Origin of the sequence: Vibrio sp. A8-1, assembly GCF_013048685.1 — a bacterium.
Taxonomy (GTDB): Bacteria; Pseudomonadota; Gammaproteobacteria; order Enterobacterales; family Vibrionaceae; genus Vibrio; species Vibrio metschnikovii.
The window spans coordinates 153,673-170,232 of the sequence record NZ_VHTC01000006.1 but is presented as its reverse complement, the minus strand read 5'-3'; the positions used below and the strand labels follow the sequence as shown (position 1 = coordinate 170,232).

The 16,560-nt window shown below is 44.9% G+C and carries 14 protein-coding genes; 7 read left to right on the top strand and 7 right to left on the bottom strand.

Features of this window, described 5'->3' with window-relative positions:
- The first annotated feature begins 296 nt into the window (after positions 1 to 296).
- Positions 297 to 1,940, top strand: a complete 1,644-nt coding sequence (locus FKN93_RS05270; RefSeq protein ID WP_004395012.1) for a BCCT family transporter — start codon at positions 297 to 299, stop codon at positions 1,938 to 1,940.
- A 102-nt stretch (positions 1,941 to 2,042) separates the two neighbouring features.
- Here the strand turns inward: FKN93_RS05270 and FKN93_RS05265 are convergent, their stop codons facing one another.
- Both FKN93_RS05265 and FKN93_RS05260 read right to left on the bottom strand, forming a co-directional pair.
- Positions 2,043 to 2,891, bottom strand: a complete 849-nt coding sequence (locus FKN93_RS05265) for a universal stress protein (RefSeq protein ID WP_170904625.1) — start codon at positions 2,889 to 2,891, stop codon at positions 2,043 to 2,045.
- Positions 2,892 to 2,901: 10 nt separating this feature from the next.
- Positions 2,902 to 4,392 carry a SulP family inorganic anion transporter gene (locus tag FKN93_RS05260; RefSeq protein WP_004395014.1) on the bottom strand — a complete coding sequence of 497 codons (1,491 nt, stop codon included), beginning with the start codon at positions 4,390 to 4,392 and terminating at the stop codon, positions 2,902 to 2,904.
- Positions 4,393 to 4,667: 275 nt separating this feature from the next.
- Here FKN93_RS05260 and FKN93_RS05255 point away from each other — a divergent pair, with 275 nt between their 5' ends.
- Positions 4,668 to 4,994: a metalloregulator ArsR/SmtB family transcription factor gene (locus FKN93_RS05255; protein WP_040904224.1), complete on the top strand. Its 327-nt coding sequence runs from the start codon at positions 4,668 to 4,670 to the stop codon at positions 4,992 to 4,994.
- A 168-nt stretch (positions 4,995 to 5,162) separates the two neighbouring features.
- The gene (gene arsB, locus FKN93_RS05250; RefSeq protein ID WP_004395015.1) at positions 5,163 to 6,236 is read left to right on the top strand and encodes an ACR3 family arsenite efflux transporter; all 1,074 of its coding nucleotides are present in this window, start codon (positions 5,163 to 5,165) and stop codon (positions 6,234 to 6,236) included.
- Between the two features lie 42 nt (positions 6,237 to 6,278).
- Here the strand turns inward: arsB (FKN93_RS05250) and FKN93_RS05245 are convergent, their stop codons facing one another.
- Positions 6,279 to 8,003: an SgrR family transcriptional regulator gene (locus tag FKN93_RS05245; RefSeq protein ID WP_004395016.1), complete on the bottom strand. Its 1,725-nt coding sequence runs from the start codon at positions 8,001 to 8,003 to the stop codon at positions 6,279 to 6,281.
- Between the two features lie 247 nt (positions 8,004 to 8,250).
- Here FKN93_RS05245 and FKN93_RS05240 point away from each other — a divergent pair, with 247 nt between their 5' ends.
- The 4 genes from FKN93_RS05240 (at position 8,251) to arsB (FKN93_RS05225) (ending at position 11,998) form a co-directional block, all read left to right on the top strand.
- Complete coding sequence (locus FKN93_RS05240; protein ID WP_004395017.1) at positions 8,251 to 8,442, top strand: hypothetical protein; 192 nt, start codon at positions 8,251 to 8,253, stop codon at positions 8,440 to 8,442.
- Positions 8,443 to 8,713: 271 nt separating this feature from the next.
- A complete protein-coding gene (gene arsD / locus FKN93_RS05235) occupies positions 8,714 to 9,100 on the top strand; it encodes an arsenite efflux transporter metallochaperone ArsD (protein WP_040904225.1) in 387 nt (128 codons plus the stop codon).
- Between the two features lie 9 nt (positions 9,101 to 9,109).
- Entirely contained in the window at positions 9,110 to 10,870 is a 1,761-nt protein-coding gene (gene arsA, locus FKN93_RS05230) for an arsenical pump-driving ATPase (RefSeq protein WP_004395018.1), read from the top strand.
- A 111-nt stretch (positions 10,871 to 10,981) separates the two neighbouring features.
- The gene (gene arsB, locus FKN93_RS05225; RefSeq protein WP_004395019.1) at positions 10,982 to 11,998 is read left to right on the top strand and encodes an ACR3 family arsenite efflux transporter; all 1,017 of its coding nucleotides are present in this window, start codon (positions 10,982 to 10,984) and stop codon (positions 11,996 to 11,998) included.
- A gap of 137 nt (positions 11,999 to 12,135) precedes the next feature.
- On the opposite strand, the gene phoU is transcribed toward arsB (FKN93_RS05225), so the two are convergent.
- The 4 genes from phoU to pstC are packed head-to-tail and all read right to left on the bottom strand — an operon-like array spanning position 12,136 to position 16,522.
- Positions 12,136 to 12,879 carry a phosphate signaling complex protein PhoU gene (phoU, locus tag FKN93_RS05220; protein WP_040904226.1) on the bottom strand — a complete coding sequence of 248 codons (744 nt, stop codon included), beginning with the start codon at positions 12,877 to 12,879 and terminating at the stop codon, positions 12,136 to 12,138.
- Between the two features lie 24 nt (positions 12,880 to 12,903).
- Positions 12,904 to 13,725, bottom strand: a complete 822-nt coding sequence (gene pstB / locus FKN93_RS05215) for a phosphate ABC transporter ATP-binding protein PstB (protein WP_208855678.1) — start codon at positions 13,723 to 13,725, stop codon at positions 12,904 to 12,906.
- A 24-nt stretch (positions 13,726 to 13,749) separates the two neighbouring features.
- Entirely contained in the window at positions 13,750 to 15,120 is a 1,371-nt protein-coding gene (gene pstA, locus FKN93_RS05210) for a phosphate ABC transporter permease PstA (RefSeq protein ID WP_170904624.1), read from the bottom strand.
- A 16-nt stretch (positions 15,121 to 15,136) separates the two neighbouring features.
- Positions 15,137 to 16,522: a phosphate ABC transporter permease subunit PstC gene (gene pstC, locus FKN93_RS05205; RefSeq protein ID WP_170904623.1), complete on the bottom strand. Its 1,386-nt coding sequence runs from the start codon at positions 16,520 to 16,522 to the stop codon at positions 15,137 to 15,139.
- Between the last annotated feature and the right edge of the window lie 38 nt (positions 16,523 to 16,560).

The following is a 16,560-nucleotide window of genomic DNA, read 5'->3' as shown; positions in this document are numbered from 1 at the left end:
AATGTCAGTTCTGAGTGAAATCATCACGTCAGTCGTTGAGAAGAAACCGTACCCGAACGTTTTTGATCTATAAACTGCACATGCTTCTTCAGGCATGGTAAGTCAAGATACCTCGGTGAACGCTTACGATATATACCCAAACCACTTGGAGTTGCAGGTAGCCAACACCGCTGCAGCTTCAAGTCGAAAGGGTATAAACAGAGGTGATGGGAAATCCCTTCTCATCACCTCTAGTGTTGCCGGTATTGTTATTTGATTTGGAGTATCAAAAGGCACAGTAGTGAGAGGAGAGGAATGTGAGTAGTGATAACGGTGGGATCCCGCGCCCAAGTGGTAAGGTTAACCCAATTGATACGGACTATACCGTTGGCCAAGATAATGTGGTGTTATCGGTTGGGCCTTTTGGCTTAGACATTCATAACCGAGTGTTCGCCGTATCTGGGCTAGCAATCATTATTTTTGTATTTACGACTTTGATTTTCCGCGAGCAAGTAGAACCTGTCTTTTTACATATGCGTGGTTGGCTGACCTCGCATTTAGATTGGTTTTTCATGCTATCGGCCAATATCTTTGTCTTGGTGTGTTTAGGTTTGGTGGTATCGCCATTAGGCCGAGTGCGTATTGGTGGCACTGACGCGGTACCCGACTATTCTTACGCTGGTTGGCTAGCTATGCTATTTGCTGCAGGAATGGGGATTGGTTTGGTGTTCTTTGGTGTGTCAGAACCCATGTCACACTTTAGCAGTTCCTTATCAGGCGCAGCCATAGAAGATGGCTTACGTACCGATTGGGCGCCACTGGGCGGTGCAATGGGAGATACCGAAGCGGCTCGTCGATTAGGTATGGCAGCAACGATTTACCACTGGGCGCTGCACCCATGGGCAATCTATGCATTACTGGCACTAGGGTTAGCCATTTTCTCATTTAATAAGGGATTACCACTGACAATGCGTTCAATTTTTTATCCTCTCTTTGGTGAGCGGGTATGGGGTTGGACAGGGCATGTGATCGATATTTTGGCGGTGGTAGCGACCGTGTTCGGTTTAGCCACTTCCTTAGGCTACGGAGCGTCTCAAGCAGCGACTGGACTTAACTTTTTATTCGATGTCCCCTTAACTGATACTACACAAGTGGTATTGATCATTGTGATCACCGCGTTAGCATTGATCTCAGTCGTTGCAGGGCTAGATAGTGGTGTTAAACGTTTATCAGAAATCAATATGGGCCTAGCCGCCTTATTGCTGCTGTTTATCGTTGTTGTTGGTCCGACGTTAGCGATTTTAACGGGATTTTTCGATAATATTGTTGCTTATGTTACATACCTACCTGAATTAGCCATGCCATTTGGTCGCGAAGATGTGAATTATTCACAAGGTTGGACGGCGTTTTACTGGGCGTGGTGGATTTCTTGGTCACCATTTGTCGGTATGTTTATTGCGCGAGTATCGCGTGGTCGTACGGTACGCGAATTTATTGTTTGTGTGTTGTTGATCCCATCGACGGTCTGTGCATTTTGGATGACAGCCTTTGGTGGCACAGCGATTAGCCAATACGCTAATGATGGTTATCAAGCAGTGATGGGCGCTGATTTACCCGTTAAGTTATTTGCGATGCTGGATGCCATGCCGTTGGCGAGTATTACGTCGGTGATTGGCATCATTTTGGTCGTGGTCTTCTTTATCACCTCTTCAGATTCAGGGTCATTGGTGATTGATACTATCGCAGCAGGCGGAAAAGTGAATGCGCCGACGCCACAGCGTATCTTCTGGTGTACCTTTGAAGGTTTAGTCGCTATTGCATTAATGCTAGGTGGTGGGTTAGCCGCAGCGCAGGCGATGGCGGTCACAACTGGTTTCCCGTTTACCATTGTCTTACTGGTCGCGACGGTGTCACTGATTAAGGGATTAATGAGCGAACCCAGAAAAGCAAAAGCCAAATAAAGAGCCAATAACGGCATATACCGAAAGTCGAAAGAATACCGTTGCTTCTCGATAAAAAAAGCCCTAACAGAGAGTTAGGGCTTTTTGTTGTACGACTGAAAGTTAACGAATCAAAAGCAGCGGGACGTTGGATTCAATGATGATTTTTGTGGTGTTGCTACCTACAAAAAACTGACGCAGTTTTGAGTGACCATAAGCGCCCATCACAATCATTCCCAACTGATGATGCTGTTGGTAATCGAGAATCGCGCGGTGCACGTCACCGGTTAAGCTGGCTTCCACCACATTGACGCCATGAGTACGCAACTTTTCCGCTGCGTTAGCAAACGCGGTCGCTTTTTCATCTGAGTCTTCGACCATCACTAAGTGACAAGTCAGCCCTTTGAGTAGCGGAGTATTGATCGCTTTTTCAACCAGCTTTTGGCTCACTTCACTGCCATCAAACGCTAACAAATAATTTTGCGGCGCTGCAAAGTCCCCGGTCGCGACTAAAATATGACTTTTAATGGTGCGAACCACACTTTCCAATTGTGAACCAACGGCTTTAGTATTGCTTTGGTTCACCTCACCAGATTTGCCGACCACGAGGACGCGGATATCTTTTTCCATGTCCAACAAAGTTTCAAGTAAGTCACCGTGTTTTTGCAGTTTTTGTAGATCAGTAAAACCAGACTCAAGGGCTTTGGCTTCTAACTCATTGAGTAAGGCCTTTCCGTGTCTTAATGCTACTTTGGCGCGTTTTTCATCCAGCTCGACCAGCTCTTGTAGTAAGTGCTCACAACTGCCTAGTCCAATGTTTCCGGATAATTCAATGGCAATTTCTCGATCGGATTTATCGAGCACATGCAGTAGAGTGAGTGGCGCAGACAAGGTTTTCGCTGTCCAAACGCTCAGATCCGCCACGGACTGTGAATAGCTCGCTCCATCGATACAGGCAATAATATTTGTCATGCTTTGCTCCTTAGTGACCGCCCATCAGTTTTGCCACTTCTTCGGGTTTATTATGAACACCGAACTTGTCGACAATGGTGGCTGTTGCTTCATTCATGCCGATTAATGTTACTTCAGCCCCTTCACGGCGGAATTTAATCACCACTTTATCAAGGGAAGAGACGGCAGTAATATCCCAGAAATGTGCTGCAGAGAGATCGATGGTGACATGATCCAATGCTTCTTTGAAGTCGAATGAGTTGATAAATTGATCTGACGAGGCAAAAAAGACTTGCCCAACAACACGATAAGTACGCTGGCTGCCATTTTCTACTAAGTCGCTCTTGATAACCATAAAGCGGCCAATTTTATTGGCAAAGAATAGTGCAGCTAATAGCACGCCAACTCCAACACCAATCGCAAGATTGTGGGTCATGACCACCACAATCACAGTCGAAATCATGACAATATTGGTCGAAAGTGGATGCGATTTAAGATCTCTAATTGAGCTCCAAGAGAAGGTGCCGATGGAGACCATGATCATTACGGCGACTAGAGCTGCCATAGGGATCAAGCTTAACCAATCACTAAGAAAAACCACCATGATAAGTAGTAGTATACCCGCGACAAAAGTCGATAGACGGCCTCGACCACCGGATTTAACATTAATAATTGATTGACCAATCATCGCACAGCCAGCCATACCACCTAAAAAGCCAGTGGCAATGTTGGCCACACCTTGGCCTTTACATTCGCGGTTTTTATCGCTGTCGGTATCGGTAAGATCATCAACAATCGTGGCGGTCATCATCGATTCAAGCAAACCGACGACAGCAAGGCCAGCAGAGTAAGGTAAGATGATCAGTAAGGTTTCTAGGTTAAGCGGTACATCAGGCCACAAGAAAATTGGCAGTGTATCGGGTAAATCCCCCATGTCACCGACGGTACGAATATCGATGCCAAAACTAATAGCGATAATGGTTAAGGTGATAATACATACCAGCGGAGAAGGCAGCATTTTGCCAATGACGGGTACATAAGGGAAAAGATAAATAATGCCTAAGCCAGCTAAAGTCATCACATAGACATGCCAGGTGACATTGGTTAGCTCTGGAAGCTGAGCCATAAAAATTAAAATTGCTAAGGCGTTAACAAAACCGGTGACCACTGAACGCGATACAAAGCGCATTAAATTCCCCAGTTTTAGATAACCGGCGGCAATTTGTAATACTCCAGTGAGCAGTGTCGCCGCTAATAAATATTCTAGGCCGTGTTCTTTAACCAGCGTGACCATTAATAGAGCCATAGCGCCCGTTGCAGCAGAAATCATTCCCGGGCGTCCGCCAGTAAAGGCAATAACCACCGCCATACTAAAAGAGGCATATAGACCCACTTTGGGGTCAACACCAGCAATAATTGAAAAAGCAATTGCTTCTGGGATCAGTGCTAGCGCAACCACTAAACCAGCTAAAACATCCCCTCGCACGTTGGATAACCAATCGCGCTTAATATTCTGTAACATCTGTTTTCTCTATAAATAGGTAAATAAAAGGTGTGAATTGAGAGGTGGTCATTGTTCTAGGGCGGCGTAAGTGACATGCACGGAATCTCCTATTGGCCATTTAGAAATGTGATCTTAATCATTGCTGTTCTGAAGGTCAACCAAGGAAACCGTTAAGACGGTGTTTTGCTTTTTACTTTTTGCCAATGAGTAAGGAAAAAAACAGCATTGATCTTTGACTTTTTGCTTCGAAAGCCTTAACTTCAAACGCATCTGATTTTTCATATGTGTTTGTTATGTGCGATACGTTAACCTTCTATAAATCATTAGCTGAAGAGACTCGGCTTAAATCATTATTACTAATAAGTCGGCATCGAGAACTGTGCGTGTGTGATTTAATGACCGCACTCTCTCTCAGTCAACCCAAAGTCTCTCGTCATTTAGCCGAGCTACGTAAAAACGGTTTGGTGATTGATGAGCGGCGGGGTAAATGGGTCTATTACCAAATTAATCCACAATTACCGAATTGGATGCGTGAGGTATTAATGATGTCGATGGAAAACAATCGATCACTGATAGCAAAAGAGAGTCAAACCATTACTCATCAACCGTGCATCAGTTGACGAGCTTATTTCACGATATCGAAAAGACTGAGCGTTATAGATAAGCGGTAAGCTCGTCAAACACCTGAATCTGAGATAGATAAATTCTATGATTGAGTCGAGTTAATGTCGCGTCTGCGTTAAGTCGTTAAAGTAGAAACGAATCAATAATACAATGAGATTAAAATAATGAGCGAAGTATTTACTTGTGCAGAGACGCCTGCTGCTAAAAAAATGAGTTTTTTAGACCGTTATTTAACGCTGTGGATTTTCCTCGCTATGGGGTTTGGTGTCGCGGTGGGATTTTTATTTCCACAAGTTGCCCAGTGGAATGAAAGCATGTCCGTCGGTTCAACCAATATCCCTCTAGCGATAGGTTTAATTTTAATGATGTATCCGCCATTGGCGAAAGTAAATTATCGATTATTAGGTGAAGTGACGCGTGATAAGCGTGCGATTACTTTATCTTTGGTGATGAACTGGATTGTTGGGCCGGTTTTAATGTTTGCTTTAGCTCTCTTCTTTTTACGTGACTATCCCGGTTACATGGTCGGATTAATTTTAATTGGTTTAGCGCGTTGTATTGCCATGGTATTAGTGTGGAACGATATTAGTGGTGGTAATAAAGAGTATGGTGCTGCTTTGGTAGCGTTAAATAGCCTTTTCCAAATCGTTACTTATAGTTTTATGGCGTGGCTTTTCATTACTGTATTACCGCCTTATTTTGGTCTTGATAGTTTTGCTGTTGATATTACGATGTTGGATATCGCAGAAAGTGTCTTGATTTATTTAGGTATTCCATTTTTAGCGGGTTTTCTGAGCCGCAAGTGGTTGGTCGCGGCTAAAGGCGAGCGTTGGTATAATGAAGTCTTTATTCCACGTATCTCACCGATAACCTTAATTGCGCTATTAGCAACCATTGTTTTAATGTTCAGTTTAAAAGGTGAAATGATCATCCAGTTACCGATGGATGTGATTCGTATTGCTATTCCATTAGTTATCTATTTTTTGGTGATGTTTTTTGTTAGTTTTTTCGTGGGTAAAAAATTAGGTATCCCGTACGATCAAAATACTTCAATTGCTTTCACTTCATCGGGTAATAACTTTGAACTCGCTATCGCCGTTTCTATTGCTGTTTTTGGTTTAAACTCAGATCAAGCATTCGCGGGCGTGATAGGGCCATTAGTCGAAGTGCCTGTGCTGATTGCTTTAGTCAACGTCGCGCTACGGATGAAGAAAAAATATTACCCTCAAACACGCTAATCGAATAGCCCAAGGTCAATCATCAGACGTTGGGCTAATCGTCTAACGGCTAGTCCAGACCTGCTTTAATTCAGGCCACCCCCAGGTGGTTAAAGCAACATTTTTAATTAAATCGTGGAAACGTAGCACTTGTTGCTCGTGATAGAGTGGTTGCAAAACACCATGATGGATCAAAGTTGCTACCAAAGGCTCTAATACCACAAGGTACTGCTCTATACAGACGTTTGCACGTATATCCGCTAACGATTGACGTAGCCATTTACTGGCCACATCATCCAGCGCATGGTGAAGCAGCGGGTTACTGTAAAGAAACTGATAGGCACTGGTATGACGATTATCATCTAAGTTAATACTGCTCAAGATTAGGGTTTCATTGAGAGTTCCCTGTGCTGCTTTTTGTTGCAAGGTTTGATAGTCGTAACTGTGGATGATGACTTGAATACCGTGATCAGCCAACCGCTTAGCTATCGCTTCAGCACACTCAATCAATGTCACGTAGTTGTATACGGCCATCGTCATTGATGTCGGTAATGGGCACTGAGTGGCGGGGAATCGAGATAACTTGGTCCAACAAGGCAATAAATGATCCGCGGGAGTGAGGTTTGAGTGCGCTATATCGCTCAATAACCAGTTTGACTCAAGCAAGCTAAGTAACCATTGGCGTTGTTGGTCGTCGAGCGGTAGGTTAGCGTGGTGATTATTTAATAAAAAAATCGCCCCCTCTTCTTGGCGAGAGAATTGATTAATTTGTTGGTTTTCAATGTTCGGGGATTCTGCCGATACGTAATATTGGCAGCTTCGGCCAGCGTGAGGAATGGCGTCGGTTGCAGTTGTTACATCTTGGTCGAATAGCCAGATAGTAATCTGATCGCATAATGAACGGCAACCATAGTATCGATTGAAAGCATGCAGTACTAATTGCTTATCGGTATGAGTATAAACTTTGAATGCACCACTGCCGATCACGTTGGAGTTGGACTGCTGAAGCTGTTTAACCGGTTGAATAGAATAACTGACACCGCTAATCAGACCTGCAAAGCTTTGATCAGGGACGGTGAATTCAAACAGTATTTCCCGCGGATGCGGGGCACTAATGCGTTTTAAATGAGCAAGTTCATGCTGATAATTCGGTAAGGATTTTAAGTGTGAAAAGAGCTCGACAATACTTTGCGCATCGATCATTTGTCCGTCATGAAACGTTAGATCTGGGCGTAAATAAAAGCGCCACTGATAATTCTCAGCATCATAATGCCAATGGTGAGCCAGTTCCGGATGTACTTGTCCGTCAGCATCACAACGGACCAAGCAAGCGTAAATCTGTCGCACTAAAAAGCGTTCACTGTTACGTTGTGGATGATGGGGCAGCAGAGCTTGAAAGGGGCGGCGATAGGTCAATTGGATATGTAAGCGCCCTTCATGCATTGAAGCCCCGGATGTTTGCTGTAATAGCCGAGCAAAAACCTGTTCATCTTGCTCTAACAGATCCAAGGCTTTGTCATACTGTCCACGCAAAAGACAGTCACTGGCTAGATGTTCTTTGAGCCGCTCAGGATCTTGCAATAAACACAGCGTTGAGCGCTTATTTCGGCCAACCTTAGGCTGCCACGAGAGCCAGCCTTGTTGCTGCATTTGTTGTAGCAAGACACGCGTATAGCGCGGGCTACTGCATAATCGATTGGCAACCTCCTCTAACGTAGCACTGATGGGTTGTTCTATCCTATAACCATCGAAGCGTAAGTAATAACGATATAAATTAAGGATAGACAAAATAGGTTTCCTTTTTAAATTTTTGCTCCCTATTTAAGGGGGTAATGATAGATCGTTTTCCATTAAGAGCCATCTTATGGTCTATTTAAAACTTTCATGGGCTTTTTCAGTCCATTGTGTATTGACGGTGTCAATGAGTCATTCGATTTATTTTTAAATAAGGATGTAAAATAAATTATCCTGTCAGTTTTTCTTTTCCTTAAATCTAGCATACTAAAGATATCCCAAGCCAGAAGAGGATACCATAATGCCAACCACATCAGCTGTTGCTCGCTCAAGCAAACCTATTGAAACGGGGTCTGTTGTTCACCCGCAGCCATTAACAGAATACTACTTACAACGCTTAGCGGTATGCCAATCTCGTTCAGAAAAGCAAGCGCTATTCGCTTTGATCCAACTATGCCAATGGCAACAAGAGATAAACAGTAAATCTAACTGAATAACTGCATGGCACCTTATTTACGCCCGCTCCTGACCCCCATCAAGAGGCAAGTAAGGTGCCATTTTTACGTTTTCCATTCATCGATGTTTCTGCAACACTTCACTTTGCTAGCTTGATTACGACTTCAACATGTTGTGCTTGACGAGCGCAAAATAAGATATATGATTTACCATATATCTGAAAAATCGAATGTGATAGCGCTCAATTCTTAGCCTAGCAGCGCCACTCATGATTCGGATCGTTTGTTGCTAATAAGGTTAATCTACCGATGAAAATTAATCGCTTAACGGCCAAAAAGAACAGCTTACATATTTATGATCCCGCTCTGTGTTGCAGTAGCGGAGTGTGTGGCGTCGATGCTGATCAAGTGTTAATCCAGTTTTCAGCTGATCTGGATTGGTTAAAACAACAAGATGTAACGATAAAACGTTTTAATTTGGCCCATGATCCGATGGCATTTGCTACCCAGCCACAAATCAAAACCTTACTTGAGCAACAAGGGGTTGAGCATTTACCCGCGTTTATCCTTGATGAGCAATTAGTGCTATCAGGACGTTATCCGACCCGAGACGAGCTAGCACAATGGTTTGACTTAGTGATGCTCACTAGTCAAAGCGACTCAAGTAAAGGTTGTCAATCACCCGGCTGTTGTTAGGAGAAGGCGATGAAATTTCTAAATGATTTACCCCCTTATCTGTTTTTTACCGGTAAAGGTGGGGTCGGCAAAACATCAATTTCTTGTGCCACTGCGCTGCATTTAGTTGAGCAAGGTAAGCGGGTGTTGTTAGTGAGTACCGATCCCGCTTCTAATGTGGCTCAAGTCTTTAATCAAGTGATTGGTAATCAAATCACCGCGATCACACAAATTGAACACTTATCCGCCATTGAAATAGATCCACAGCAAGCGGCTGAGCAATATCGTCAGCGCATTGTCGGACCATTGCAAGGCCTATTGCCTAGTGATGCATTACGCAGTATTGAAGAGCAGCTATCTGGGGCTTGTACAACAGAAATCGCTGCTTTTGATGAATTTACCGACTTGCTGACCAATCCAGAGCTTGCGCAACGTTTTGATCACATTGTGTTTGATACCGCGCCGACAGGCCATACGATCCGTTTGCTGCAATTGCCCGGCGCGTGGAGCAGTTTTATTGAAGCTAATCCCGAGGGTGCCTCCTGTTTGGGACCGATGGCGGGGTTAGAAAAACAGCGTGAGCAATATGCTCATGCGGTGAGTATGCTTGCTGATGCCAAGCAAACGCGCTTAATTTTAGTCGCCAGAGCGCAGCGCAGTGCATTAGAAGAGGTTGCGCGTACCTACCAAGAGCTGTATTCGCTGGGTATTAAGCAGCAGTGTTTAGTGGTCAATGGGCGAATGCCGGAGTCCGCCGCGCGTCAGGATCCTCTGGCGGCATCCATCAGACAACGAGAGCAAGCGGCACTACAAGCATTGCCTGAGATTTTACAAGGTTTGAGCACAGATACCATTGATCTTAAAGCGGATAATATGGTCGGTATTAAGGCATTAGCTTCCCTGTTACAAACGGAGTCTATTCTGGAGACGATGCCCACTCAAATCAGCCAAATCAAGCTTGAGTCGCCAACTTTGGCCAATATGATTGATGATATTGCCGAGGATAAACATGGTTTAATTATGCTGATGGGGAAAGGCGGAGTGGGTAAAACTACCTTAGCCGCGTCGATTGCGGTTGGGCTAGCCAATAAAGGTTTCGATGTTCATCTCACTACCTCCGATCCGGCCGCTCACTTACAAGCGACCTTACAAGGTGAGCGACCTAATCTACAAGTCAGTCGCATTGACCCACGAGAAGAGACCGAACGTTATCGTCAGCATGTCTTAGCGACGAAAGGCAAAAACCTATCAGCCGCAGAAAAAGCCTTGTTAGAAGAAGATCTCCGTTCTCCTTGCACGGAAGAAATTGCCACGTTTCAGGCTTTTTCTCGAGCGATTCGCGATTCCGCGCAGCGCTTTGTGGTGATGGATACGGCCCCGACGGGACATACGTTATTGCTCCTCGATGCGACAGGCGCTTATCATAAAGAAATTGCCAAAAAAATGGGTGATAATCAGCGTTTCACTACTCCGTTAATGCAGTTGCAAGATCCGAAAAGAACCAAGGTATTGATTGCGACATTGGCTGAAACCACTCCCGTCTTAGAAGCCAAACATTTACAAGACGATTTAGTCAGAGCCGGCATTCATCCTTGGGGATGGATAGTCAATAATGCCTTGTCGGTCGCGACTATTCAGTCTCCACTGCTCCAGCAACGGGCGCAACAAGAATGCCAGCAAATAAAACAGGTTAAGGATTACGCCCAACGTATTGCCTTAGTACCGATGTTGGTCAATGAACCAGTCGGTATTGAAGCGCTGAGTCAAATGGCGCACTCTGCTCACCAGTGAGAATCAATACGTATTCGCGCATCATCTCAATAATGGCTAAGCCAATCACCGATGATGCGTTATTTTTAGCTATTGAAATTTTATCAATCGAAAATGTCTAGGAGAGAAAACATGGGATTATTTGAGCGCTACTTATCCGTTTGGGTGGGGCTAGCGATCATTGCTGGTATTACGCTTGGCTCAATAGCGCCGGATGTCTTTGCGATATTTGCTCGCTTTGAATATGCGCAGGTGAATATTGTTATCGCGGTGCTGATTTGGTTAATGATTTACCCAATGATGGTGCAAATTGATTTTTCTTCGATTAAAGATGTCGGCAAAAAGCCCAAAGGTCTGGTACTGACTTTGGTGATCAACTGGCTGATTAAACCGTTCACCATGGCATTTTTAGGTTGGTTGTTCTTTAAGGTATTTTTTGCGAACTGGGTCGATCCACAAACCGCCAATGAATACATTGCTGGCATGATTTTACTGGGTGTTGCACCTTGTACGGCGATGGTGTTTGTGTGGAGTCAATTAACCAAAGGTGATGCAAACTATACCTTAGTTCAGGTGTCGGTAAACAATGTGATCATGATTTTCGCTTTTGCGCCTATTGCAGGGCTTTTGCTGGGGATGACCGACATCACCGTCCCTTGGGACACGTTATTACTCTCGGTGGCACTTTATGTATTGATCCCATTATTGGCTGGGATTTATACGCGGAAAAAACTCGATAAAGGCAATGATCATTCCCGATTAAACGCTTTTACCGCAAAGATGAAACCTTGGTCGATAATTGGTTTGTTGGCAACCGTGGTGTTGTTGTTTGGTTTTCAAGCCGAGACCATTCTCTCTAAACCGTTAGCGATTGTATTAATTGCGATTCCTCTACTGATTCAAACCTATGGTATTTTTGCGTTGGCTTACTTCGCCGCTAAGAAAATCGATTTACCACATAATATTGCCGCGCCAGCATGCATGATCGGCACTTCTAATTTCTTTGAATTAGCGGTGGCGGTGGCGATTGCTCTGTTTGGGTTACATTCTGGCGCAGCGCTGGCAACGGTGGTTGGCGTGCTGGTGGAAGTACCCGTGATGCTAAGTTTAGTCTGGTTTGCTAATCGAACTCGTCATTGGTTTAATTAATCACCCGATCGATTGGTCGCTGCCGAATAGAGCAGCGTTATGGATTATTCCCTCAATAAAAAACAGCCATCTCGGTATAGAAATGGCTGTTTTTCTCAGAGCTCTCAGATTGAGTGCGTTCGTCGAGTCAGAGAGAACTAATACTTTTTAGCCAGTAGTTCAGCCATCTCTTGGTCGGTCTTATGGCGGACATCTAAACCTTTGACAAAGTAGATAGTATATTCACAAACGTTGCGTGCATGATCGCCAATTCGCTCCACGGCACGGCCTATCCAAGTGATCTCTAAGATAGTTTGGAAATGAGTACAATTAAGCAGCATGTTTTGGTTGTTTTGGCGTAAAATCTCGCTATAACTGTTATCAATATGCTTATCCAACATTGCGGCTTCTAAGGCCGCTTCGGCATTCATATCATGAAACGCATCCATGGATTTTTGTAGCATATTAATCACGTGAGCGTTGATTTGTTCGAACTCATCTTCTTGCAGTTCGATACCCTCAAAGTAATTTTTCTTTCCTGGATGCTGATCTTTTAAACGCAATACGGCGTTGGCAATGCGTTTTGATTGATCACCAATCCGCTCTAAATCCATGATTGCCTTCATGATGGAAAAAATTGCTCGTAAATCTCGCGCTGCAGGTTGACGTTTGACGAGAATATCCACACATTTTTGGTCGATATTTAGCTCGAGCAGGTTGATCTGATGATCATTTTCTATTACCTGTTTAGCGAGTCGAGTATCACCAGTCATGAAGGCATTGAGTGCGTGGCGAACCTGTTCTATCACTAAGTCGCCCATATTAACCACAGAATCGACAATCGAGCGTAATTCGCTGTTGTAACTGTGTGAGGTGTGCCCATCAATACGATGAGTTGGCATAAATCTCTCCTGAAAAGTTGTTAATTAACCAAAGCGACCCGTGATGTAATCTTCCGTGCGGCTATCACGCGGGTTGGTGAATATTTCTCGTGTATCATTAAGCTCGACGAGATTACCCATGTGGAAAAATGCGGTTTTATCGGAGACGCGCGCTGCTTGTTGCATATTGTGCGTGACCATCGCGATGGTGTAGCTGCCTTTCAGTTCATCAATCAAATCTTCAATGATTGAGGTCGCAATAGGGTCGAGTGCCGAACAAGGCTCATCCATTAAGATAACTTCAGGATTGACGGCAATCGCGCGCGCAATACAAAGGCGCTGTTGTTGACCACCAGACAGCCCTGTCCCTGGAGCAGAAAGGCGATCTTTGACTTCATTCCACAGTCCTGCACGGCGTAAACTGTTTTCAACAATTTCTTCTAAGTCGGCTTTATTATCGACTAAACCGTGCAAACGAGGCCCATAAGCAATATTTTCGTAGATTGATTTTGGGAATGGATTCGGTTTTTGAAATACCATCCCCACTTGCGCACGGAGTTGTACGACATCAAGGCTAGGGTGATAGATATCTTGCCCATCCAAGGTGACAGAGCCTTCAACGCGTGCGCTATCAATGGTGTCATTCATGCGATTTAAACAACGTAGAAAGGTCGATTTGCCACAGCCGGAAGGGCCGATAAAAGCGACGACTTCATTTTCTACAATATCCATATTGATGCCATGCAAGGCTTGTGATTCACCATAGAACACTTTGACATCACGGGCGGCCATTTTGGTACTTTTTACCGCAGTGGATGACGATGCTTTACGCACAATATCAGGGTTAATCATCGGCTGTTTATTCATTACTGCTTCACTTATCATGTTGGGTTACCACCGTGTTTCAAAGCGTCGACGTAACCAGATGGCCAACGCATTCAGACTGATCATTAATGCTAGCAATACGATGATTGCAGCAGAGGTTCTTGCTTCAAAGAAGTTACGGAGTTCATTACCTTGCCATAAGAAAATTTGTACTGGCAAAGCGGTTGACTGATCCATCGGCGTACTTGGAATACTGGCAACAAACGAGTTCATACCGATTAATAACAGCGGTGCGGTCTCGCCCAATGCTTGTGCGATACCTAAAATCGCGCCGGTTAAAATTCCTGGAAGAGCCAGCGGCAGCACGTGGTGAAATACCGCTTGAGTTTTTGATGCGCCAATACCTAGCGCTGCTTGACGGATCGATGGCGGAATCGCTTTTAAGGTTGAACGAGTTGCAATAATCACCGTTGGCAGTGTCATCAGAGTTAACACTAAACCGCCGACAAACGGTGCGGATAACGGTAGTTTAAACCATAAAATAAACACCGATGCACCGAGTAGACCAAACACAATTGAAGGAACGGCGGCGAGGTTATTAATGTTCACTTCAATAAAATCCGTCAGTTTGTTTTTCGGCGCAAACTCTTCCAAATAAATCGCGGAAGCTACCCCAATCGGTACCGCGAGCACCATGACGATCAGCATCATAAATACCGATCCCATAAATGCCCCCGCTAAGCCAGCCGACGCTAACGAGCTGCGTGAGTCGACATTCATAAATAAAGCGGTGCTAAATTTATTTTGAATCACGCCACGGTCTGCCAGTTCATCAGCCCAAGCACGCGTGCGAGCACTTAATTGCTGGCGCGAGTCGGGTAAATCGCGATCAATATTGCCTTTTAACCACACATCGACATTCGCATCGGCCAATAAATCTAAGCGTAGTGTTTTACCGACCAATGACGGGTCATTGACTAACATGTCGCGCAGTGCGAAACGTTCACCACTGGTGATTAAGCGTAATGCATCACGTTGATAGCGGGGCGCTTCCGGTATTTCTGTGGCTAAACTATTGACGATAATGCGGTTGAAATTGACCATGCCTACTTGACCTTGCCAAGCGAGTAGTCGTTGTTGAAATTCACCTGCGGATTCGCCACTGAGCTGAACGGGTTTCGGCTCAATATTGATTACCTCAGGATCGAAATAAACGTTCAAACTTACCGTCGCCTGCCAAAAAGCAGGAATGCCTTTGGAAAAAACGGAAACAAACAGGATCAATACAAAACTGAGGGCTAAGCCAACAGCTCCCATACCAAACGCTTTAAAACGACGTTCACTGGCATGGCGTTTTTTGAGTGATTTTGCAATACGCAGTTGTGTTTTCTCACGTAGCTTATTCGTATCGCTCATTGATTGAGTTGAAGTTGGCATAATACTGTCCATGAAATTACTCATATTGTTCGCGGTATTTACGTACGATGACTAACGCAATGACGTTAAGAAACAGGGTAATCACAAACAGCGTTAACCCTAAGGCAAAAGCCACCAGTGATTGCGGGCTAGAGAAATCTAAATCGCCGGTTAATTGATTGACGATTGTCACGGTCATCGTCGATACAGCTTCAAAAGGATTAGCGGTTAAGACCGGGCTATTGCCCGCAGCCAACACGACAATCATGGTTTCGCCAATCGCACGGCTGGCGGCGAGTAGTACGGCTCCGGTAATGCCCGGCAGCGCTGCGGGCAGGACGACTTTACGTATCGTTTCTGATTTTGTCGCTCCGAGACCCAGCGAGCCATCTCTTAAGGCTTTAGGAACTTGGGTGAGGATGTCATCGGAAAGAGAAGAGATGAACGGGATGATCATTAACCCCATCACGACCCCTGCAGTTAGGGCTGACGTGGCACGAATATCAATATTTAATATTTCGCCTATTCCACTCAGAAAAGGGCCGACGGTGATCAAGGCAAAGAAGCCATAGACAATGGTTGGGATCCCTGCCAGCACTTCGATAATCGGTTTTGCCACAGAGCGAACTCGACTTGGGGCATATTCGGCTAAGTAGATCGCGGCCATCAAACCGACTGGAATGGCGACGGCAAGAGCGATAAGCGCAATCATGAACGTTCCCGCTAGCAGCGGCAGCATACCAAAACCACTTTGGCCGCTGGTGCCTACGGTTGAGAAGCGTGGATTCCATGTCGTACCAAAAAAGAAATCGAGTGGGTCAACAAAGCTAAAAAAGCGAAAGGCTTCTCCCAGCATCGACAGCACAATACCAATCGTCGTCAGAATGGCTACACCAGAACAGAGAATAAGTACGATGTGCAACGCACGTTCAACTTGGTTACGAGCACGTAAATCAGGGCGAATGCGACGGGTGCTAAAGACGACGCCTGTCGCAGCTAAAGTCGCCATTAAGCTACTTAAGATAACGTGACTGGTAAATTGTACCTGCTGTAGGTACTCAGCTGCTGCGATTTGATAATCACTGAATTCACTGACTACGGCAAAGCCGCTGGCTAAGTTATTCAATTGGTTCATCAATACACGAGCGTGATCGGCGGTAGCGGGTTGAAACTCGCTGGGGATACTGCTGAGCACTAAGTTTTGAATGAAATTAGGGGAAAATGTCGTCCATAAAACAAACACTAAAAAAGCGGGTACGACAGCCCAAAGTAGGGTCAATACACCGTGATAAACTGGACGAGAATGCAAGCGTTGAGTCTGCCCGCTGCTGGTTGATGCCACTCTTTTACTGCGCACTAGCCCGAGCTGATAAGCCAGAGCCATGACTGCCAGTAGTACCACCATTAGCATCATATTATTCATAATTGTGATTACCTTTTAAAAGCAATAGTAAGAGAGAC